The sequence below is a fragment of the Candidatus Nitrosopumilus sp. bin_32a genome (genome assembly GCF_054095935.1).
This window is the reverse complement of sequence record NZ_JBSWSN010000003.1, coordinates 133,155-154,218: the sequence shown is the minus strand read 5'-3', so window position 1 is coordinate 154,218 and position 21,064 is coordinate 133,155. Positions and strand designations below refer to the sequence as shown.

Annotated in this window: 24 protein-coding genes; 9 read left to right on the top strand and 15 right to left on the bottom strand. The window is 32.0% G+C overall.

Annotation, left to right across the window (positions count from 1 at the left end):
• The first annotated feature begins 18 nt into the window (after positions 1-18).
• Positions 19-2,118 carry a V-type ATP synthase subunit I gene (locus tag ACW9XH_RS03620; protein ID WP_457759275.1) on the top strand — a complete coding sequence of 700 codons (2,100 nt, stop codon included), beginning with the start codon at positions 19-21 and terminating at the stop codon, positions 2,116-2,118.
• A gap of 6 nt (positions 2,119-2,124) precedes the next feature.
• Here the strand turns inward: ACW9XH_RS03620 and ACW9XH_RS03615 are convergent, their stop codons facing one another.
• From ACW9XH_RS03615 to ACW9XH_RS03605, 3 genes are all read right to left on the bottom strand, one after another.
• Positions 2,125-2,916: a hypothetical protein gene (locus ACW9XH_RS03615; RefSeq protein WP_457759274.1), complete on the bottom strand. Its 792-nt coding sequence runs from the start codon at positions 2,914-2,916 to the stop codon at positions 2,125-2,127.
• Between the two features lie 42 nt (positions 2,917-2,958).
• On the bottom strand, positions 2,959-3,735 hold the full coding sequence (locus ACW9XH_RS03610) for a sulfurtransferase (RefSeq protein WP_457759273.1): 777 nt from the start codon (positions 3,733-3,735) through the stop codon (positions 2,959-2,961).
• Between the two features lie 70 nt (positions 3,736-3,805).
• Entirely contained in the window at positions 3,806-5,365 is a 1,560-nt protein-coding gene (locus ACW9XH_RS03605) for an ammonium transporter (RefSeq protein ID WP_457759272.1), read from the bottom strand.
• A 127-nt stretch (positions 5,366-5,492) separates the two neighbouring features.
• On the opposite strand from ACW9XH_RS03605, the gene ACW9XH_RS03600 reads away from it, so the two are divergent.
• From ACW9XH_RS03600 to ACW9XH_RS03585, 4 genes are read left to right on the top strand one after another with little or no spacing between them, the layout of a single operon-like run.
• On the top strand, positions 5,493-6,173 hold the full coding sequence (locus ACW9XH_RS03600; RefSeq protein WP_457759271.1) for a hypothetical protein: 681 nt from the start codon (positions 5,493-5,495) through the stop codon (positions 6,171-6,173).
• A gap of 42 nt (positions 6,174-6,215) precedes the next feature.
• Positions 6,216-7,247, top strand: a complete 1,032-nt coding sequence (locus tag ACW9XH_RS03595; protein WP_457759270.1) for a V0D/AC39 family V-type ATPase subunit — start codon at positions 6,216-6,218, stop codon at positions 7,245-7,247.
• 8 nt (positions 7,248-7,255) lie between these two features.
• Positions 7,256-7,492 carry a hypothetical protein gene (locus ACW9XH_RS03590; protein WP_457759269.1) on the top strand — a complete coding sequence of 79 codons (237 nt, stop codon included), beginning with the start codon at positions 7,256-7,258 and terminating at the stop codon, positions 7,490-7,492.
• A 34-nt stretch (positions 7,493-7,526) separates the two neighbouring features.
• On the top strand, positions 7,527-8,174 hold the full coding sequence (locus tag ACW9XH_RS03585) for a hypothetical protein (RefSeq protein WP_457759268.1): 648 nt from the start codon (positions 7,527-7,529) through the stop codon (positions 8,172-8,174).
• A gap of 250 nt (positions 8,175-8,424) precedes the next feature.
• On the opposite strand, the gene ACW9XH_RS03580 is transcribed toward ACW9XH_RS03585, so the two are convergent.
• Positions 8,425-8,970, bottom strand: coding sequence for a hypothetical protein (locus ACW9XH_RS03580; RefSeq protein WP_457759267.1), 546 nt, complete (start codon positions 8,968-8,970; stop codon positions 8,425-8,427).
• 70 nt (positions 8,971-9,040) lie between these two features.
• Here ACW9XH_RS03580 and ACW9XH_RS03575 point away from each other — a divergent pair, with 70 nt between their 5' ends.
• Positions 9,041-9,397 carry a hypothetical protein gene (locus ACW9XH_RS03575; RefSeq protein WP_457759266.1) on the top strand — a complete coding sequence of 119 codons (357 nt, stop codon included), beginning with the start codon at positions 9,041-9,043 and terminating at the stop codon, positions 9,395-9,397.
• A gap of 6 nt (positions 9,398-9,403) precedes the next feature.
• On the opposite strand, the gene pyrH is transcribed toward ACW9XH_RS03575, so the two are convergent.
• Genes pyrH through tmk form a run of 3 tightly spaced genes read right to left on the bottom strand, consistent with a single transcriptional unit; the run spans position 9,404 to position 11,915 of the window.
• Positions 9,404-10,081 (bottom strand): UMP kinase, encoded by a 678-nt coding sequence (gene pyrH / locus ACW9XH_RS03570; protein ID WP_457759265.1) that lies wholly within the window; start codon positions 10,079-10,081, stop codon positions 9,404-9,406.
• The gene (locus tag ACW9XH_RS03565) at positions 10,078-11,313 is read right to left on the bottom strand and encodes an HD domain-containing protein (RefSeq protein WP_457759264.1); all 1,236 of its coding nucleotides are present in this window, start codon (positions 11,311-11,313) and stop codon (positions 10,078-10,080) included. The genes pyrH and ACW9XH_RS03565 overlap by 4 nt, the downstream gene beginning before the upstream one ends.
• The gene (gene tmk, locus ACW9XH_RS03560) at positions 11,310-11,915 is read right to left on the bottom strand and encodes a dTMP kinase (RefSeq protein WP_457759263.1); all 606 of its coding nucleotides are present in this window, start codon (positions 11,913-11,915) and stop codon (positions 11,310-11,312) included. Before tmk ends, ACW9XH_RS03565 begins: the two co-directional genes overlap by 4 nt.
• Positions 11,916-11,992: 77 nt before the next feature.
• Here tmk and hsp14 point away from each other — a divergent pair, with 77 nt between their 5' ends.
• Entirely contained in the window at positions 11,993-12,373 is a 381-nt protein-coding gene (gene hsp14 / locus ACW9XH_RS03555) for an archaeal heat shock protein Hsp14 (protein WP_457759262.1), read from the top strand.
• Position 12,374: 1 nt separating this feature from the next.
• Here the strand turns inward: hsp14 and ACW9XH_RS03550 are convergent, their stop codons facing one another.
• From ACW9XH_RS03550 to ACW9XH_RS03520, 7 genes are all read right to left on the bottom strand, one after another.
• The gene (locus tag ACW9XH_RS03550; protein WP_457759261.1) at positions 12,375-13,919 is read right to left on the bottom strand and encodes an ABC1 kinase family protein; all 1,545 of its coding nucleotides are present in this window, start codon (positions 13,917-13,919) and stop codon (positions 12,375-12,377) included.
• 3 nt (positions 13,920-13,922) lie between these two features.
• A complete protein-coding gene (locus ACW9XH_RS03545) occupies positions 13,923-14,306 on the bottom strand; it encodes a hypothetical protein (RefSeq protein WP_457759260.1) in 384 nt (127 codons plus the stop codon).
• 237 nt (positions 14,307-14,543) lie between these two features.
• Positions 14,544-14,729 (bottom strand): hypothetical protein, encoded by a 186-nt coding sequence (locus ACW9XH_RS03540; RefSeq protein ID WP_457759259.1) that lies wholly within the window; start codon positions 14,727-14,729, stop codon positions 14,544-14,546.
• Positions 14,730-14,918: 189 nt separating this feature from the next.
• On the bottom strand, positions 14,919-15,251 hold the full coding sequence (locus ACW9XH_RS03535; protein WP_457759258.1) for a hypothetical protein: 333 nt from the start codon (positions 15,249-15,251) through the stop codon (positions 14,919-14,921).
• 44 nt (positions 15,252-15,295) lie between these two features.
• Positions 15,296-16,600: a COG1361 S-layer family protein gene (locus ACW9XH_RS03530; protein WP_457759257.1), complete on the bottom strand. Its 1,305-nt coding sequence runs from the start codon at positions 16,598-16,600 to the stop codon at positions 15,296-15,298.
• Entirely contained in the window at positions 16,600-17,274 is a 675-nt protein-coding gene (locus tag ACW9XH_RS03525; protein ID WP_457759256.1) for an ABC transporter ATP-binding protein, read from the bottom strand. The genes ACW9XH_RS03530 and ACW9XH_RS03525 overlap by 1 nt, the downstream gene beginning before the upstream one ends.
• A 19-nt stretch (positions 17,275-17,293) precedes the next feature.
• Positions 17,294-18,451, bottom strand: coding sequence for an ABC transporter permease (locus ACW9XH_RS03520; RefSeq protein ID WP_457759310.1), 1,158 nt, complete (start codon positions 18,449-18,451; stop codon positions 17,294-17,296).
• 146 nt (positions 18,452-18,597) lie between these two features.
• Here ACW9XH_RS03520 and ACW9XH_RS03515 point away from each other — a divergent pair, with 146 nt between their 5' ends.
• Positions 18,598-19,500 (top strand): AsnC family transcriptional regulator, encoded by a 903-nt coding sequence (locus tag ACW9XH_RS03515; protein ID WP_457759255.1) that lies wholly within the window; start codon positions 18,598-18,600, stop codon positions 19,498-19,500.
• 25 nt (positions 19,501-19,525) lie between these two features.
• Entirely contained in the window at positions 19,526-20,041 is a 516-nt protein-coding gene (locus ACW9XH_RS03510; protein WP_457759254.1) for an NUDIX hydrolase, read from the top strand.
• Here the strand turns inward: ACW9XH_RS03510 and ACW9XH_RS03505 are convergent, their stop codons facing one another.
• Entirely contained in the window at positions 20,042-21,022 is a 981-nt protein-coding gene (locus ACW9XH_RS03505; protein WP_457759253.1) for a PhoU domain-containing protein, read from the bottom strand.
• Between the last annotated feature and the right edge of the window lie 42 nt (positions 21,023-21,064).

The window sequence follows — 21,064 nt, the reverse complement described above, 5'->3', positions numbered from 1 at the left end:
AATCACCGATGGATTATCTTGGTTGTGGCCGATCTAAAGCTTGGGAGTTTAATTTTACCAAGAAGTGACTCTCCAAGAGCAATTTCTAGATTAACTGAATTTGAATGGTTTCACAAAATTGATACTGAAAATGACCTAGTCACACCAGAAATTGACGATTTATTATTAGATGCTCAGCAAATTTACCAATCTATTGATGATGTGATTAAAGGTCTGGGTATTCCTCCAATGGTTGGAATTTTAGAGATAATGTTCAAAGGTACAACAATCAAGAAGAAAGATTACGAAATTGATGAGATAGAAGAAATGATAGTTGACCTTAAAAAAAGAACGCCAACAATCATTGATGAACCATCTAAACTTTTAGAGGTACAAGCATCACTGAAACGCTCACTTGAGGAATACACATCACTGAAAGAAACATTAGAAATTGCCAAGAAGCTAAGTATTGATCTTTCAGGATTTGGATTAATGAAGTATTTTTATACAAATCTTTTTGTCATAAACTCTGCTGACTTTGAAGAAATTAGTAGAGCATTAGAAGGAATTACATTTTACAAATATGAACTAGCAAGTAAAGAGAAAGCAGCAATTCTTGTAATTTCCAGTACAGCCGATTCTGATAAAACCCTCAAAGTACTAAGAGGATTTAATGCAAATCCCTTTGTAATTCCAGAAGGGATCTCTCAAGTTCCATCTGAAGCATATGCATTGGCAGAATCAAAAATTAAAGAATTGACTGAGAAACAAAAAGCAAACACAAAACTAATTGCAAAGATTACAAAAAAGATTAGACGAGATATTTTAGCAATTCATGAAGAGGCTCAAGTAGCCAAAGATGTTCTGGAGACAGTTAGAAAACCAGCAGGAACAAAACATTTTGCAGTAATTCAAGGATTCATTCCATCTAAAATGGAGGAGAAATTCAAAGATTCAACTAAACAATGGATGTCAATAGTTGAAGACATCACTGATCCAAAATTAAAAGAAGAAATTCCAACATTATTTGATAATAAAAAATTCGTAAAAACTTTTGAGGTAATTACAGAAAGTCAAGGCATTCCAAAACATGGAGAAGCAGATCCAACTCCAATGATTGCTCTAATGTGGCCAATTTTCTATGGACTGATGTTTGCAGATATGGGTCACGGTCTATTACTAATGGGAATGGGATTATTATTCAAAGTAAAAGGACAAGGTACACTTTCAAGATGGGGCATGTTGATTGCAATATCCGGAGCTTCAGCTGCTATAGCAGGTGTTGGTGCAGGCGAAGCCTTTGGATTCCATCTAGATCATATGGGGCCATTGGAGGGTTTGTTAGAAGAAGGCGGAGCATTACATTCGGTTAGTTGGATTGTAGGTATTCTTAGTGTAGCAGAATTAACATTTGATCAAGTCATTAACATACTCAAAGTTTCATTATTCATTGGAATTGTTCACTTGGTTTGGGCAATGGTTCTAAGAGTAAAGAGATTAGCTGCAGAAGGTCACAAGTTTGTTATGTTTATGGAAGCAATTCCCAACATTACGCTTTATGGTGGAATTGTCGTCATCATGATGTGTGCAATTGGAGCTAATTATGACGTGATGAACATGTATTCCAAAGTTCACACAGAAGCAGTTCCTTGGGTTACAATTTTCTTAGGAGAATGGGCAGAAGTATGGATTATTACAAGAATTGCAGTTGTGATTATTATTACATCAATGATCTTGATGATAGTTGGCGGTGTATTACATGCTAAGAAACATCCTGAAGATGGAGGTTCGGCTGCAAATGTGGTCATGGAAGTATTTCTTGGAAAGACAGTAGAAAGTTTAGCACATACAATTAGTTATGCTCGATTAGGAATTATGTTACTTGTACACGCTGCATTGCTCATGACAGTCAACAATGCATTTCAATCACTTGGAGGTGCAAGTTCAGGTGCTGCAATGGCCATGATAATTGGAGGAAACTTAGGAATTATGATGATTGAGGGATTAATTGTATACATCCAGTCTCTCAGATTGCACTTGTATGAATTCTTTACAAAATGGTATGATGGTGGAGCACAGCCATTTAGACAAATTAGACCAGAGTTGATTTACAATCAATTTGTTTGGAAAAAGAAATAGAAAATTTTAATTATTTTCATAAAGATTTACTGTAACTTTTGTAGTCCAGGGTTTTAGATTGTCAGGAAAAATTACTAGCAAGCCACTATCTTTTTTGATATTGTTACATGTGCCACTGTAACTCTGTTTATTTTGAGCATAGCATCCAGATTCTGTGTAATAATCAAATTTGGAATTTACAAAGTTTTCACGTTCCAAATAGGAGGAAACAAAATAAACATCAAAACCCAAATCTTTGTTATCAGTTTTCACACTATAATCGTATGATGTGGCATCCTGTGAAGTACAAATTGGGAAAAATTGCGCATATCCATTTTTAATTGTTAATTGTTGTTCTAAATTATCATAATTTTTGTTCTGAATATCAGGATATACAGAAACGCTAGGATCTGTACTTAGCTGTTGTCCTTGGACATATTCTATTTCATGTCTAACAGCATCCACTGCTTTTCTATACAGCATTGGTTGCCATTCTTCTTGACAATTACTGAATTCATGCTTTAATTCAACATATGATTTACCATTGATTTCATGAAGTTGATTTTCATTGTATTCTTTAAATTCAGCATCAAATACATGATTTACATCACTAATTTTATCTGATTTGTGCCAGGTGTTTGTTACTTCAAAAATAATATTCTTTGAATCACTTTGCCATTCAGGTAGTAAGTGAACATACACTGAATACTTGTTTACAACTTGAGTTTCAGATGCAAAAATTAGATGACCAAAAAACATGTTTACAAAAATTATTGAAAATGCAAGAACTGGGATTATTACATAGAATATTTTATTCATTTTTACCTCCAAAACAGATAAAAGATAATTTCGAATTTGTCATTATTTTTCTACTGGTAATTCGGGTTTATTTCCCCATTCACCCCATGATCCAAGATAAACACGGACATTTTTGAATCTCAATTTTTTCAAAACCAAAAATGTATTGGCAGCCCTATATGCCCCTTGACAATAAGTGATGATTTCAGTATCTTTAGGAATTTCATACATTTTTGATAATTCTTCATCATTTTTGAAAGTGCCATCTTTTGTGATATTTTGATTCCAATCAACATTGATTGAATTTGGAATATGTCCAGATTGCGCTGCTCGAATTATACTTCCATCATATTCTCCGGGAGAACGAGCATCAAGGATTTTCAAGGATTCTAAATTATCTCTAATGTATTCAAACCCTGAAATAATATCTGAGTTGATTTTTCCTGAAAATTTAGAAGGTTTGAAACCATTGGGTTTTGTCTCAGTTGAAAGATTCTCTTTTTTCCATTTTGTAATTCCTCCATCTAGCATGGAGACATTTTGATGAGAAAAATACATCAGCATCCAAACCCCTCTTGCTGCAAGCATTCCAGAAACTGAATCATAAAAGATGACTTTTTTCTCTGGTGTCACTCCAAGAAATGAAAGAAGGTTTTGAGTTTGATTGTTGAAATTTTCAATTCCTTCTTGAGTTGTATCAATCCAATGAAATGCAAATAGATCCAAATGAACGGCTCCTGGAATATGTCCTTCAGAATATTCTTTGAAAGAGCGTGTATCAGCTATGATAACTTCAGAGTCATTTAGAATTGAATTTAGTTCAGTTGTAGAGATTAGCATGATTTAGATAAAATGATCAAATGTAAATTGATTTGGATTAAAATAAAAAGAAGAAAAGAAAAGGGTTTTTCTATTCGTTAACGTATGCTCTTTCGCCATGCTGTGCCAAATCAAGACCAATCTCCTCTTCTTTAGGAGTGACTCTGATTCCGCCCGGCCATACGGCATCCATTACTTTGAGGATTACAATTGTAACACCAAAGGCATAGCCTACTGATATTGCAGCACCAATGATGCTGATTGCTTGCTGTTCCATTCCTTCTGCAGTACCAGTCCATGCACCGATACCGTCTCCAGTATCCCAAATGTGTGGACTAGCTAATGTACCAGTCAAAATTGCACCTGTAAGACCACCCATTCCGTGTACTCCCCATACATCTAATGCGTCGTCCCATTTGCGTGCACTCTTGAATGCGATACATGCATAACAAACTGTACCAGCGGCAATTCCAATTATAATCGCAGCCATTGGACCTACCCAACCTGAGGCTGGTGTGATTGCTACCAATCCTGCCACTGCTCCTGATGCAGCTCCAACAACACTTGGTTTTCCTGTATGTGCCCAAGACATGAGCACCCAAGTGATTGCAGCCATACCAGTTGCTGTATTTGTAACAGTCCATGCGCTGACGGTAATGCCGTCTACCATAACTTCACTTCCTGCGTTGAAACCAAACCATCCAAACCAGAGTATTCCTGCTCCGAGGACCACCATTGGGATATTGTGTGGTTCCATTGGCACTTTGCCATATCCAAGTCTTCTGCCAAGGACTAGGGCTCCTGCCAATGCAGCAAATCCTGAAGAAATGTGTACTACAGTACCACCTGCAAAGTCTAATGCGTATGATGGTGATAGTTCTGGATCGAGGTCAAGTGCACCTCCTCCTATGTATCCGCCTCCCCAGACCCAATGTGCTATTGGATCATAAACGAAGGTTCCCCATAAGAGAACGAATATGATTAATGCGCTGAATTTGATTCTGTCAATCAATCCACCAATAATTAGAATTGGTGTGATAATTGCAAATGTTGCTTGGAACATTGCAAATAGTTGGTGAGGTACTGTACCAGGCCAACCTTGACTACAAACATCTCCTTCAACCATAGCATTCATCTGGTAAGCTGCTGACCATGTGTCTGCACATGGACCTGCTTCTCCTAATGGTGCGTATGGTGAAACCATGTTAAATCCGACGTAATCGAGATTTCCCATGAACATGTTTGCATCTGAATCAATTCCACCAAATGCTAGTGAGTATCCCCATAGAACCCATTGTACTGACATTAGACCCATTACAATTAGGGTCATACCAAGTACATTGACGATGTTCTTTGATCTGGCTAATCCGCCATAAAAGAAACCGACACCTGGGGACATGAAAAGTACCAAAGATGTTGCTGTAAGCATCCATGCTGTATCACCTGTATCAATTTTACAAGGTAGCATGCTGCCATCTTCTTCATACCAACATTCGTTAGGGTTACCAGTGTAAATTCCACTGGTTCCTTTGACATATCCGTCCATACCATCATCAACACTTTGTGCATATGCCTGAGACATAGCACCGACTGCTGTGATAGATACTGCGGCTACAAGTAATAGAGCATACTTGTAGTTCCTAGAATTCATTAAATTAATCGAAATTGAAAATTATTTAAGCATTGAAGACTCGAAAGCATGTAAAAAAGTAAATAATTATATTTCACTATATTCTGATAGTAACATAAAAAATGAATATTATGACAAAGGTGAGTAAATGAAAATCAAATCCAGTACGAAATTAGCAATTTTTGATACATTTAAGACAAAAGGAGATGAACTTACTGGAGAAGCAAATAGACAAAGAGCGATCATTGCCATACTTGGAAGTAATGCAAATCCTGCAGAAAGAACAAGAACCGGAATATCTCAAAGAATTGCAAAAAAAGCAGACATTGCATGGAAGAATATCTATTCAGGGATATTTCGAGATCTAGATGAAATCTTACTTCCTCTAGGAATTGCTGAAGAGGATGGTAGATTACCGTTGAAAAGAGGACCAAAAGCGCTTCAAGAAATAGGAATTCCATATTATCACTTGACAAAAAAAGGAATCTTGGTTGCATTATCAATTACTGAAGTTAAAAATAAAGAAAAACTCATGAAAGAATTTTTTTCTATGGCGGATTCTGATGAAAAAGAATTCAAAGAAATTCTTACTAGTCTATTGGAATCTAGTCAAAATTTTACTCATTCAATATTTAAGAAATATGTAAAAGCATTTTGTGAGAATAAAATCGATAAATTATTGCCATTTAATCTTTCAAAATTAAGCCAAATTCCAGATGAATCATTAATTATCCAAAAAGAGATTTTAGATGTATTTTTGAAATTTTCCAAACAAGAAAAAGACGAGGCACTGAATTTTCTAAATAAAATCATTCCAGATGGACAATAATATCGACAAACATTAAAATCTGTTACCCATCACGTTTTTTTAATGGGTAAGAATGTCTATGCATCTGTAAAATCATACAGCCAAAGGGGAAAATTACTAAAAAAGGCTGATTTGCAGACTTTGGCAGAATCAAGAGATCTTGAAGAATTAATGACTCGGATCAAAAATACAATTTATGGGGATGCAATTTCTAATGTCCAAAAACCATATACTTCTCAGAGTATTGAATCTGGTTTAAGAGGTCATTTAGCAGGAGTTCATTATTCAATTGCAAAGACTGCAGGGGATTCAGATATTTTGGATGCATATTATATGAAATTTATTATTTCAAACTTAAAACAAATTCTCAAAGGTAAAGTTTTGGGAAAATCCCAAGAAGAAATTGAGACTCACATTAATCTTCGTGCAGAAGAACTAATCAAACAAAGGGATACGATAATCAAAGCATTAGTTTCAAAAGATTTGGAAGAAACAGTTGCCAGTCTAAATTCAGTTCAATTTGGTGATGAAATTTCAAAAGCAGCTTCTCTGTATAACGAAACAAAAAATCTTCAAGTTTTTGATACATATTTTGATAAAATTTTGTATCAACAATTAGGACGTGCTTTGAAAAACACTAGAGATAGAGAAGTGATAAAATTGGTTGGAATGGATGTTGATTTTTACAATCTACTTAGTGTTATCAGAGGAAAATTCTGGGGATTAGACGATTCGCAAATTGAAGATTTGATTGTTTCACAAACTCCATCAGTTCCTAAAGAATTACTTCAAAGAATGATGGCATCTGCAACAATTAGAGATGCATTTGCTGAATTATCAAACACAAAATATAAGAATTTAATTCCAGATGTTGAAAACGAATTAGATGCTGTAGCTCAGTTTGAAAGATCATTTGAGATGGCAATTTATAATTCATCAGCAAGATCATTTACCAAAATGTTCAGTTTTGCTACAATCATTGGAATTACAAAATTAACATCTTTTGAAGTAAGGAATTTAGCAGCAATTGCTTATGCAGTTGAGCAAAAAATTGCTACTGATATTACAATGTCAAAACTAATTGTAAAAGAATAGTTTTTGAAATGATTAAATTCCCAAAGAAAAAACAAAATATTTCTACAGAGACGTTAATTAACACTATTTGGGTTAGTACATTTTTAGCAATGATTTTTTCAATACCCCCATTAGTGATATTTTTAGGAATATATTTTGGAACAGGGAATCTTGCCGTAGGTGCAATTCTAGGATTTGCCATGCATTTTGTTATTTTAGCATTTTCAGCCAAAATTTCAAAATTTTTGACTCAGATTTTGAGCTAAACTATAAGTGATCATAATAATGAAATAATCTATCATGATGGGAGATAGAGATTTTCGAAGCATTGTTGAGAATGCACTGGATTCAATTGGAAAAGAATTAGAAATCGATATTGATTCAGCGGATATTCAGACTATACACCTACATGAAGTTGTACAATGTTTAAGACGCTCATATTATGATAGAATTGATCCTCAAGAAGTTCAGAGAAAAGGATTCAATGAACTTCTCTCAGGATTACTCAGAAAATTACAATATGGTAGTGACCCAAAAGAATTTGCAATTGATGAAATCAAACTAAAAGGTCAAGTTGATATGCTTGTTGATGATTCCATCCTCTTATTCAGAGGAGCAACAAATGAATTAGAAAATCCTCGAGCAAACGATGTTCTCTATCTTAATGCATGTATGTGGATTTATGATAAATCAGATGGAATGATTGTATACATAACTGGAGATAAAAAAGAGACGTCATTTTCAATTTCACGAAATAAAAAGATGTTTGAGGAAATTATTCGAAGAGTTCGAGTTCTAAATGATCTTCTAAAAGAGCAAAAAACTCCAATTTTAGAGCCATCAATTGAGTGCTCCGAATGCCAGTATTATGAAAGATGTTTCATGAAAAAGAAAAATGCTAAACAATTAGACCTAGCAGAGATGTTAGGATTTGGCAAGAAAGATTAGTGAAAGATTAGAAAAATATTGTAAAGGAAAAATTCCTTTGTTTAATCGAGTGGTTCTGGATGTCCTTTACCACGTAGAGCGAAACACACTACTGCGAGTGCAATTGCAACTCCTGCTGCTGCGCCAAATGCGGCCATACCTGCTTCTGCCATTTGATAAAAAACAATGAAACGGACTTTTATAACTTTGCCAATATTTTCCATCTAAAAACATACTATCATAATTTAAAGAAATTGTGATACTATCAAGTTTATTTTGTAAATTCAAAATTAAGTGTGTTTTCTTGACCACTAGTCATTGAACTTAGATTGTAAAAGACAGTACCAGAAACTCGCCAAGATGGATTGTCATCTCGAAGAATTGCCCATAACTCAGAAGTATTTTCAGAACCCTTCAGTTCAATAGTTTCCTTTAGAATTATTGAATTTTCACCAAGAAGAGTATAGTAATTTGATCCAAATTCTACCATTCCTGTAGGTCTACTTCCAATTTCACCACCAGAAATTTGTTCAGAGTCAGAGTAATTTGTTTCAAATAATTGATAATCCATAGTTTGAACAATTACTGCACGTGAATTAGGATTAGAGATTTTAAATGCAATATTGATTGTAGCTGTTCTTTCTGAAACTCTTTCAACAGATAGATCTTCTAATTCAATTTGAAGTGGTCTAGCTTCTGAGGTACCTTGAGTATCCCCCTGAGAAGGTATAACAACTGTAGGTCCTGTTAAAAGAATTCCACCTAAAATTATGGCAAGTGTAGCAATTGCTATTCCAACAAAGATTTTAGGATTCATAGTTTTTTCATTACCTCTTGACATCTTAAATGTTGAGATAGTTATTATACCATTGTAGGAAGGAAAAATTGTGCAATATTTTCAAGCAGTACAACAAGGAAAGCAAAGAGCAAGTAAATCACAAATGAAAATATTTGAAGTTGCTGGATTTGGCATGTTAACTTTAACAACGAAAAAGATTGATGGAAAATTTTATCCTGTTGGAGAAGAAGAATTTACTGCGGTAATTAATTCTGAAGATGGTCATGTTGCCGTAATAGTAGATAAAGATGGATTTACCAAGGCTCAATCCAAGGCTGTGGAGAAAGAAGAAGCATTATCAATTTACAAGAAACTACGAGATACTGGAATTCCCGAATATCCAAAAAATGACATTCAAATTTGGTCTCAGACACGACCTACAATTCAAAACAATTCTTCTGATTGATTATTTTTAAGAAAGAATGATTTCGGTGCCAACGTTTCCACCTTTGATTGCCTTTTCAATAATTTTTGGGTCTGCTTTTAGAATTCTTGTTTTGATTTTTGAACGCTCAATGATTTTTAGAGCAACAATATCCATCAAATCATAGCCACCTGCGATAGAATCTTCATGAACTAACATGTTTCTCAAATTTTTCAATTCTATTTGTTTGAATTTTTTTGCTTTTTTGAATTTGTTAGGATCCATATCATAAACTCCATCAACATCAGTAGCATTAAGAAACTGTTCAGCTTGAATTTTTTCTGCGATCAATGCTGCAGTACCATTAGTACTTTGACCAGGATGAAGACCTCCCGCCACAACAATTAATCCATCATCTACTGCATGTTTTACTTCTTGTAAAGTGGTTGGTGGATGTGAATATGCTTTATTTTTTAAAGCATAAATGAGTAATTTTGCATTAAGTCTAGATATTTCAATTCCTAGTTCATCAAGAGTAGATTCATCAGCTCCTGAAGATCTTGCATGAGAAATGTAATGCCGTGCAATATTGCCTCCACCAGCAATTACAATAGGTTGACAAAATTTACTAATTTTTACTAAAAATGCAGCATAATCTTTTAGAACTTTGACATTATCCATACCAAAAACTCGTCCAGATAATTTAATTACAATTCGTTTTTTCATTTCAGATCACCAAGTATTGATTTTGCGGCAATTTCAACTTTTTTTCTGTTCTTTTGATGAGTGTAAATTCTAAGTATATTCATAAAGCCAGAAATGGCTGAAACCACAGGTATTTCAGAAATCGGCATCTCTTTTGCAGATGATTTTGTACCCTCATGAGTTATCAGAATGATTGATTTTGACTCATTTTTTGATGGAGCAAGAGGGATAGATGGGGTAACAGAACTATCTACAAAAATTTCATTTTCATCAACTTTAGATTTTTTGGAAATTTCGATTCTAAGTTCATTTGTTCTAGTTTTTTTCAAATTTGTTTGATTGGTAAGAATTCTTTCAAATACACATTTTAACAATTTTCTATTTTGGTAATCCTCTGCAAATTGCCTTGCACGTTTCAGTTTGGAAGATTTTGATGAAATCAAAGTTGATAGAACATACTCATCAGTTAATTTGATGAATTCGTTTAGATTAAAAGATGTAAAACCAAACTCATCATCAGATAATTTTAACGCTTCAATGAGCATAACTTCTGCAGCACGTACAGTTTTATGAAAATATACCGCTTTGAACATCTGATATCTAGAATGCATCATAGATTCAAAAGAATAAAGTGCTGAACGCTCCAAAGCAAGTTTATTTTTATGAATGTCAAGAGATTGTGTAATTCTTTTATGATCAATTTTTGCATGTTCAGCTCCCGTAAAATAGCCATCTCTTAACAAATAATCCATCATATCTGCACTCAAAGCACCTGAAACAATTTCATTAAGATATTGAAATTTTGATTCTCCAAATGCAATATTAGTAATTAGTTTTTTATCAAATCCAGTTTTAGATAATATATCACCAATTTCAGAATTTAAAATAATTTTTTTTCCATAATCTTCATGTGAAATTTTTTTTTCTTGTATGATTTCTTCAAATAAATGAGAAAAAGGTCCGTGACCAATATCATGTAACAACCCTGCAATACGTAAAATTTGAACATCATCAGAATTTAAAAGTCCTTTTTCGTTTAATGCAAAACCAGCTTGACTAGAAATATGCATAACTCCTAGAGAATGTTCAAATCTACTATGTTGAGCCGAAGGATATGTCAGATGTGCACCAGATAGCTGTTTTATCCGTCGTAATCTTTGAAAAAGTGGATTGTCAATTATTGGAAGTTCATAATCATAGACACGAATAAAATCATGAATTGGATCAATAATATCTAGATAATTTTTTTTCATAATCCTAATTTCTTTGAAAATATTTTTAAAATTTCTTCATGAACTTCAGTTCTAGATTTGGTAGCATCAATTATTTTCCATCCTTTTTTCTTGGCAGCAGATCTGTAAAGATTAGAAATCTTTATAGAAAATTCTTTATTTTTTTCAAACTTGTCTCTTTTCATTACCTTTCCACCAATTTTGTTTTTTGGTGTTCTTGAAAATGATTCTTTTTGTGTAACATCAAGTAAAATAACAAGATCAGCCTTTGGAAGACCTTCATCAAGACTTTCAAGCCATTTTTGTTTTAAACCATTTGCCAATCCATAAACCAGATTAGAATGATAATATCTATTCATGATTAAAATAGAATTTCTCTCCTCAGCTGCTAAAATTGCATCAAGTTTTTCCCATCTGTTTGCTGCTAAAAGACAATGAATCACTTGTGGAGGAAATTTTCGCTTTCCATCCAAATATTTTCTAATTTCTTTACCAATTGGTGTTTCATAGTCAGGAAAATGAAATAATTTTGTTTTGATCTTTTGTTTTTTGAGAGCTTTTTCCAATAGAGTGGATTGGGTTAACTTACCTGCCTGATCTCCACCTTCAATTACAATAATCATAAGTTATCAAAACTGAGAAATTAATTGATTAAAAATCTATCAAAGTTTATAACCAAAAATTGAGCACATAACACAAAATGGGACTTGTGAAAGAAGTAATCAAAGAGATTGGAAATAAATCAAGAGAATTCTATGAATTTGTTTTACCACCAGTCGACATGTATCTCAATGATGAAAATCTAAAAATTATAATCGACATTCCTGGATTTACAAAAAAAGAAATTGAATTATCTTTATGTGGAGATATTCTATCTATTAATGCAAAAAAAACAATTGATGAAAAAAAATCTGAATTTTTAATATCAAACCAAAGACCAAATGTAATTGATAAAAAAATTAGACTGCCTATTGAAATTAAGCAAGGTGAGGAAAAAATTGAATCTGCAAAATATGAAAATGGTATTCTTACATTAATTATACCTGTTATAAAAAAAGGAAAAGATATTACAATAGAATAATTTAATATTTTCTAAAAAATCCTGAAATCATCATTATCAAACCAGAAGCAATTATTCCAACTAATCCAAGTGATTCATTTGTTTGATACACAAATGCCGAACTAATTAAAATTGCAGATGCAAATATACTTCCACTGAGTAAAACTACAGGTTGTCTTTTTTTCATAAAAATCTGAGCTTCATCCATGAGTTTTTTCATCTCAGGTCCTAATCTAAGTGCTGTGTCAATTGATTTTGAAAAATTATTGAATGAAATCTTTAATTCTTCAACATATGCAAGAGGAATAAGATTTTCTTCTTGTAAAATATTTTTTAAAACTTTGACGAATTTAAAATCTACATCATGGGTTTTGTAAATTCCTTCAATGATTGATGCCATTCTCATATACAAAGCTAAATTCTTAGGTAATACAAAGGGGAATTTGCTCATCGTTTGGTTTGCAAGCTCCATTAAACTTTGAACTTCCATTTCATCAGGTTTATTTCCATGCATTGCACGAATTGAGAGTTCAATTCCTTTTTCAATTACCTCTCTATTGTAACCAGGAGTTAACATTGAAAGATCAATCATGGCATTAACTACTCTGGGAGGATTTTTTTCAACTAGTGCTAGATATAGTCTGATTAGTTTAAATCGTGTTTCATTGTTTATCCGTCCTACCATGCCATAATCATACAAAATGAGTTTTCCATCATCAGTTACTGAAATATTTCCAGGGTGTGGATCTGCATGAAAAACAGAATGTTTGAGAAGCATTGTAAAAAATAACTTATGAACATCAATTACAAGCTGCTCTCTATCAATTCCTTTTTCATCTAAAGCTTGAACATTGGTGACTTTAATTCCTGGCAGATACTCCATAGTAAGGACATTTTTTGATGAATAATCATCATAGACAGATGGCACAACGACATTAGGTGAGTTGGCCATATCCTCTTTGATTCTCTTAAGATTCGCAGATTCGTTTTTGTAATTCATTTCTTCATGAATTGTTTCAATAAATTGAGAAAGCATGGCTTTTGCAGAATAACGTAAATTTGGATCAACAAATCTTAATGCTAAAGGAAGAACTCTTTTGAGAACTTGGAGATCTTTTGCTACAACTTTTTCAATTCCGGGTCGTTTGACTTTGACAACAATCTGCTGACCAGAAATTGTTCCACGATAAACTTGACCTAATGAAGCACCAGATATTGGATTAGGATTAATCTCATCAAATTTTTCATCAATAGGTCCAAGATCTTTTTCAATTATTGGTTTTACTTGATCAAAAGGGGCAGATGGAACACTGTCTTGAAGTTTTGAAAGCTCTTCCAAATAAGGTTGAGGTAAAATATCTGCTCGAGAAGAAAGCCATTGTCCTAATTTTATGTATACAGGACCTAAAGAAATGAAAGTGTTGAGTATTTTTTGTGCATTTTTTCTAAACTGTTCTGAATCAATTTGGTTTTTTTCTTGATTAATCCATTTTTTTCTATCTTTACGTAATGCAAAAATAGATGGAAGGAGTTTAAAGAGTACTTCAATGGTTCTAACAGTAGACATAATTTACTCCAAATAATTTTTAATTTTCTTAGTAGCTAAATATCCAAGATATCCAGAAATTATTGAAGAGACTAATCCAGATGTTACTGTTAGTTTTTTAGAATTATTATTTATAATTTTTCTTGTTATTTGTGAACCACCAAAAATTGCACATGCCAAACCAATTAAAACCTCAGGAGCATCATAAACTAAATGTCCCATTGGATCTTTACGCGGATCAATTTTATCATTATGAACTAAAAATTTATCACCGTATTCTCTGATATGCAAATTTCCATAACGATATTGTTTGTCTGCACCATTTTTTTGTCCAAGAATTGTTTCTTCAGCTTCTTCTAGCATGAATTCTCGTAATTCTTTTGGTACTTCAATTTCATCGCCAGGCATATTCGCAAGATCCAGTAATTGCTTATAATCTTACGGTCAAAAAATTAACAGTCTAAGACCAAAAACGATTTGTTGTTTGGTGACGACTAGTAAGATTGTTGAAAAACAGTATTTAGATCTCACTGATAATTTCTACGTGGATTTTTTATTCAAACAAAATTAATTTAATTCAAATAGATAGGATGAAGGCTTTTCTTATAAAAGACCTTACACCGTCTATTACACATAAAAATATGATTATTTTAATTGATTTTTTGTAAACATTACAAAACTAATTGAAAATGCTACTAACATTGAAATTCCAGTAACATATGCATAGTTAAATCCAACACCAGGATGAGTTTCTTGGTGATAATAATTAATTAAAAAAGTTACAACTAACAAAATTACTCCTAAAATTGTTAATTTTTGATGTATTTCCAATAAAAATTTCATTGCAAATAACTATATGAATTTAGAAAAATTTTTAGATATTATAGTAACGGTGTTGTGATAAAGCCTACAATGCTACCTGCTAGAAAGAGAAAAATGCCCTTTGCCATACTCAATATTATCTTCTTAAGATGAAATATAATTATGGTGTAAATTTCCCAAAAATGGAAATTAGTTTTACTATGGATTAGATTCCATTTGAGACAATTTTGTAATTACTTGTTCTAATTCTGCTTTGTTTTCTTCAATTACACGTTTTATTACTTCAATCTCGTCATTAATTTGATCTATATGAATATCATCTGAATTTTTAATTTCATATTCAAGATCATTTAGGATTTTTTGATTTTGTTGATTAATTTTTTCTAATTCATTTTTGTAGGATTCTAATTGTTCATATTGATTAGTAATTTCAGGAACATCAATGTATTCTTGAGAAATTAGAAAACCTAATGAAATTACTATACTTCCAATAGATAAAACTACAATCAAAATGATAATTGTTAATCTCAATTTATTATTCCTTAATTCTTCGTTTTAGATTTAAAATTATGTCTTCAACTAGCCTCAATTGTTGCTTTTTTACGCCTACGAATTATATAAAATGCAGCTCCTATTATCAAAATAATTGGAATAATTATCAACGTTGGATCAGTAGAATTTTCATTTTCATTTGATGGTGCCTTTACAGTAATTGTTGCATCATGATTTAGAAATATCTCATCTCGTGTACTATCTTTGTATCTAACAGTTATGGTAATATCATGTTCACCGTATTGTGTTTCACCATCAAATTCAATTGGAAGATTAAATGGTACAGGTGCATCTATTTCAATTTCGTCAATGAATTGAGTTGTTGATTTAATGTTGGAATTCCCTTTAGATTCAATAGAAACAAAACCAAATAACCCATCTTCATTACCTTCGTTAATTATTTCACCAATTACCATTTGAGTACCAGACAATTCAATTACATCGACATTAAAAATTGTTAAATCAATCAACCCTTTAATGTAAAAATCAACAATTTTTGAAACTTCATGTAAATCTCCATGTGCATTATAGTATGAAATTAACAAAGGAATTCTTAATGTATCACCTTTCAATGATTCAGGAACATATACAGTTGCAGTTAGATATCTTGCAGATTTAGGAGATATATTTCCAATATCCCAGCTTGATTCTAAGATTACAACGTTTTCAATATTAGTAGTTGAAGATGATGTTGATGCACGTTCTGTTTGTGTATTAGTTGCAGAGATATCTACACCAGAAATTGCAGCAGTGCCATCATTTGAAATCTCAATAATTACATCATTAGTTCGTAAAGATGTGAGAAAAGGATCCATAGCTTTGACATTAATCACACTATCTCCTGTCACTTTAAAATCAAAATTAGCAAATGCAGTTCGAACGCCAGATTCTCTTAATCGTGAATAATCAACTTTCACAGTTCCAGGATATTGTTGAATTTGTGTATTTTTGTCAAGATTTACAAAAAATGTTAGGCTGAAATTCTCTCCTGCTGATGAATTTGAATCACTGTTTGCATGTATTATTGAGCCTGGGCCATCAGAAGGTGAAAAACCAAATGGCAAAGATAACTGACCTCGAATTCCTGTAATATCTTGAGTTCCTACATTTGCAAATACTACTGTAAATGGAACGTTACTATCTCCTGCTTCAACTTCAATTTTATCATTTAAAGTACCAAAATATGCATCTAAAAATTTCACATCACCGAAATCTCTTTCAAACGGAGACTGGCCAAATCCTCCTGAAGTAATTTGTGCATAAGAATTATCAAAAATAATTGGCAACAATCCAATCACAAATAATGATAAAATGATTTTAGAATTCATTATGCTATAATCTCCATTTCTGATGGCAAATCACCTTCAAATGCTTTACCATCTTTAATTGTAATTACTCTATCAACGTCACCAAAGTGTTCTCTATCGTGTGTGACAATAATGAATGTTTGATTGAGTTTTTTTGCCATAGATTTCATTAGTTGAACTATAGTTGCTGAAGTTATAGAATCAAGATTACCAGTAGGTTCGTCTGCTAAAACAATTGAAGGCTTATTGATCAAACCTCTTGCAATTGCTACTCTTTGAGCTTGCCCACCTGAAATTTTATTTGCACGTTTGTACATTTGATCTTCAAGTCCAACTGCAGTTAGTAAATCCATTGCATCTTTCTCACCAGTATTATTGCCTGCAATTTGTAAAGGTAACAAAACATTTTCTAAAACTGAGAGATCAGTAAGTAAATTTGAAAATTGGAAGATAAATCCTAGTTTTTTATTTCTAAATGAAGAAATTTTATCATCATTGAGTGTAGTGGTGTCAATTCCATCAATAGAAATTTTACCTTTTGTAGGATGATCTAATAATCCAATCATGTTCAGTAATGTTGATTTACCAGATCCGGAGCTACCAACAATTAAAACAAATTCTCCTTGTTTAATTGAAAATGAAACACTATCAAGAGCTTTTACTTTGTTATCAGATTCACCATAAATTTTACTCATATTATTAATTTCAAGTACACTAGACAGTTCTCATAGCCTCCACAGGTAGTAATTTTGTAGCTCTATACGACGGATATAGAGATGCTATTATTGCCAAAATAAATGACATTAAAGCAGTTTGAATAATTTTTTCCCAGTTGTAAGTTACTTCTAAAGGAAGACTTCCATTAAATGACATTTTAGTTTCCTTTGCATATACAGTATAACCTAATCCTGCTGCAGTACCTACACCAGCACCAATAGCTCCAATAATCATTCCTTGAAAAATAAAAATTATTAGAATATCTTTTCTTTTAGCTCCAATTGATCTCATGACACCAATTTGTCTTGTTTTTCCATTTACTAACATCATTTGTATTGTGACAATTGCAAATGCAGAGGCCATCATTCCAAAATATCCAATCATGTTAATCATTGCAATACCAGATCTAAAACCTTGTAGTTGTGCTTCTGATGCTTCTTCTGTTGTTTCTGCAATAAAGTCTTCATTTGGAAATGAACGTAAAAAGAATTCTTTAACTTCAAAAGCTTTAGAGTGATCATAAAGTTTTACCATAAATGAACCAGTATCTCCATGTCTACTCATCATATCCCGTAAAGTATCAATGTGAATAACTCCTGAATAGTCAAAGCCTTGACCTCCAGGTGAATTTGCAATTCCAACAACTGTAAATCGTCTAATTTGATCTTCGCCCCATCTATCAACCACTAAAACTTTAACACTATCACCAACTTGAGCTCCTCCAAGATCTCGTGCCACATTAGAACCTAATACCATAGAGTTTCTTGAAAAAACATAACTTCCTTCTGTAACAGTTTCATGAACTGTAGATGCTCTAATATCATTAAATGGATCAACACCAACCAACGAAATTCTAGTTTCTTGAATCAGCTTTCCATTTTTAGTCATGTTCATTTCTGAAGTGGTAGAAAGCCGCGGTGTTGCGGCTTTTACAACTGGGATTCGCTCAAACCATCGAATTAAAGATTGATCAGATTTATCAATAAAATCAAATTCATCAGTTACAATAACATCTCCAGTGTTATAATCACTAATGTCCCTAACAATAGCATCAAACAAACCCTGAAAAATTACAAAATTTACATGAATTACTAAAATTCCAATTGTTACTGCTAAGACAGCACCAACCAAACTTCCTTTTTGATTGAATAGCATTCTTTTTGCAAGTTTTACCCTATAATCCACAAAATAAATAAAATAGTCTAATATTTAATGTATATGATACATAGTGCTAACAGTATAGACAATTTTATATGATATTAGTTATTTCTGTAGATTATGGAGTCATCATAGGTGATATAATGGACAATTTAGATATCAAAATTCTGAGCAGATTATTGAATAATTGTAGAGAATCTGACCGACAAATAGGTATAGAATTGGGAATATCAGGCGGAGCCGTTAGAGCCAGAATTCGAAAAATGCTTGAAAAAAATATAATTGAAGAATTTTTCATTAAAGTTGAACCTCCAGTGTTAGGCTATGGAGTATTGTATTTTGTTGTATCAGGAGAAAATATTTCAGAAATTTTAGAGCAAGCAAGTCTTGTGGGCGAACCATATTTTGTGGTACCTTGTATTGGTGGAATAACAGTTTGTGGAATTTCTATAAAAGAAAATATCAATCAAAAAATAGAACTTGCAAAAAAACTAATGAAAGATGTCAGAGTTTTATCAATTTTTGAAGCAGAAAACCCTGGATTTAATTCAAATCTTACAAAAACAGATTTAGAAATTCTAGAAGAATTAATTAAAGATCCTAGACAAAAAATAGAACGAATTGCCAAGAATACAAAAATGTCAACAAAGACAATTACAAGATGTATAGAAAAATTTCATGAAAATGAGGGTATACAATTTACACTAGTTTACGATCCTAGAAAAATTGAAAATTTTATTCCACATGCCATACTTACTTGGATAAAAGGAGATCTTAAAGAAACATTGGAAAGTTTGAATAATTCATTTTCTAAATCGTATTTACAAATTCCTTTTATAGCAAAAAATCAAATTGTGTTATTTATGTACAGTGACAATATTTTCAAAATGGATGAATTAGCACAAAAAGTCAGAAATATTAAAAATATAAAATCGGCTGATTTATTCATTCCAAAAAAAATTTTATTTTATTTAAATTGGATAGAAAAAGCAATAATAGATTTCAAAAAATCACCCAAATTACATTTAACCTATCAAACAAATTAAATAAGAATAATTTTTCACATATCACATGAAAGAAAGAAAAATCTATGAAGGTAAAATTCTAGGTCTTAGTGTTTATGATGGTAAAATAGAAGGTAGGAAAGTTAAACGAGAAGTTATCAAACACAGAGGAGCATCAGCTATGCTTGCCTTTGATGAAAACAAAAAAGTGATTCTTGTTAAACAGCATAGATTTCCACATGGCTATGTTTTAGAAATTCCTGCTGGAACATTAGAAAAAAAAGAAAAGCCAATAAAATGTGCATTCAGAGAATTAGAGGAAGAAACAGGATATAGAGCAAAAAAAATGACTCATCTTATTACCTATTATCCATCAATTGGCTATAATGCAGAGATAATTCATTGCTTTTTAGCCTCAGGATTGAAAAAAATATCGGATTTAAAATTAGATGAAGATGAAATATTATCGGTAGTAAAAATGGATTTCAGAAAACTTCTATCAATGATAAAAACTGGCAAAATTCAAGATTCAAAAACAATATGTGCGGTTTTAACATATGCTGCAAAGAAAAAACTATACTAGTTATTCATTATAGATAGGCTGTACAAGATCTGCAACATCAGCCCAAGATTGTGCAATTCTTTCAAACATGTATACTAGATCAAGAAAATCCAATGGAATTTGTTTTTTATTACCCAATGTTGTTCTAAGTAAACTGAGTTTTTTTTCATATTGTTTATGCATGGAAATTGCTTCGATAGCTAAAAGTCTATCAGGTTTTGTAAAAGCATCAATAGATTTTTCAGCAAGTTTATTAAAATCTTTTACAACATCATAAATTTTTTTAGAAAATTCTTTTGATAATGAAAAATTAAAAATAAAATCTGAAAGTTCTACAATAGAATCTCCTGCATTTTCAAGAACATTTGCTGCAACTCTATAATCAAGTACATCAATATTTTCTAAATTAAATGCATTAGATAGTCTTTTGTCAACTAATGTACTACGAATTAAACGGACAAGTAAGAAATATTGTCTATTTACTTCAACATCACGTTTTGATAATGTTTGAAGATTGGATTTATCATCTGAAATTAATCCATTAGATACATCATCATACATTCCAAGTGCAATAGAACTCATTCGTTTGAGAATTTTTGAAGGATTAAGTGTTGTTGCATCTAAAAGAAACTGCATATTGATATGAGATGCGTCTTCTTCAATTATTTCCATTCCAACTAATCGTCTCATCGAATTACGAATTTCCTCTCTATCTTTACCTGGGATAATAGATTTTGAATTAATTACAATAACATCATACCCTAAAAGATATGCACCTGTAATGTTTGCAACAATATTCTCTTCTTTAGGTAATGGATAAGAAATGACAAGTTCTTTTGTTGGTCGAGTTTCTTTATTAGCAGAAATTGAAATACTGTCTTGACCTGTCTCTATTTCTACCTGACTACCTTTATCCAGATTATTTGTGTCAACCCATTCTTTAGGTAATGAAACTAGTATGCTACTTCCTATTCTTTGCAGGCGTCGAACAAATTTAGTCAATTTATACTAATATAATTAATTTAAGCCATATTCTTATATTTT

Coding starts and splice junctions, on each gene's coding strand:
- ACW9XH_RS03615 (WP_457759274.1), bottom strand. CDS start 2,916: ATGAATAAAATATTCTATGTAATAATCCCAGTTCTTGCATTTTCAATA.
- ACW9XH_RS03610 (WP_457759273.1), bottom strand. CDS start 3,735: ATGCTAATCTCTACAACTGAACTAAATTCAATTCTAAATGACTCTGAA.
- ACW9XH_RS03605 (WP_457759272.1), bottom strand. CDS start 5,365: ATGAATTCTAGGAACTACAAGTATGCTCTATTACTTGTAGCCGCAGTA.
- ACW9XH_RS03600 (WP_457759271.1), top strand. CDS start 5,493: ATGAAAATCAAATCCAGTACGAAATTAGCAATTTTTGATACATTTAAG.
- ACW9XH_RS03595 (WP_457759270.1), top strand. CDS start 6,216: ATGGGTAAGAATGTCTATGCATCTGTAAAATCATACAGCCAAAGGGGA.
- ACW9XH_RS03590 (WP_457759269.1), top strand. CDS start 7,256: ATGATTAAATTCCCAAAGAAAAAACAAAATATTTCTACAGAGACGTTA.
- ACW9XH_RS03585 (WP_457759268.1), top strand. CDS start 7,527: ATGATGGGAGATAGAGATTTTCGAAGCATTGTTGAGAATGCACTGGAT.
- ACW9XH_RS03580 (WP_457759267.1), bottom strand. CDS start 8,970: ATGAATCCTAAAATCTTTGTTGGAATAGCAATTGCTACACTTGCCATA.
- pyrH (WP_457759265.1), bottom strand. CDS start 10,081: ATGAAAAAACGAATTGTAATTAAATTATCTGGACGAGTTTTTGGTATG.
- ACW9XH_RS03565 (WP_457759264.1), bottom strand. CDS start 11,313: ATGAAAAAAAATTATCTAGATATTATTGATCCAATTCATGATTTTATT.
- tmk (WP_457759263.1), bottom strand. CDS start 11,915: ATGATTATTGTAATTGAAGGTGGAGATCAGGCAGGTAAGTTAACCCAA.
- hsp14 (WP_457759262.1), top strand. CDS start 11,993: ATGGGACTTGTGAAAGAAGTAATCAAAGAGATTGGAAATAAATCAAGA.
- ACW9XH_RS03550 (WP_457759261.1), bottom strand. CDS start 13,919: ATGTCTACTGTTAGAACCATTGAAGTACTCTTTAAACTCCTTCCATCT.
- ACW9XH_RS03545 (WP_457759260.1), bottom strand. CDS start 14,306: ATGCCTGGCGATGAAATTGAAGTACCAAAAGAATTACGAGAATTCATG.
- ACW9XH_RS03530 (WP_457759257.1), bottom strand. CDS start 16,600: ATGAATTCTAAAATCATTTTATCATTATTTGTGATTGGATTGTTGCCA.
- ACW9XH_RS03525 (WP_457759256.1), bottom strand. CDS start 17,274: ATGAGTAAAATTTATGGTGAATCTGATAACAAAGTAAAAGCTCTTGAT.
- ACW9XH_RS03520 (WP_457759310.1), bottom strand. CDS start 18,451: ATGCTATTCAATCAAAAAGGAAGTTTGGTTGGTGCTGTCTTAGCAGTA.
- ACW9XH_RS03515 (WP_457759255.1), top strand. CDS start 18,598: ATGGACAATTTAGATATCAAAATTCTGAGCAGATTATTGAATAATTGT.
- ACW9XH_RS03510 (WP_457759254.1), top strand. CDS start 19,526: ATGAAAGAAAGAAAAATCTATGAAGGTAAAATTCTAGGTCTTAGTGTT.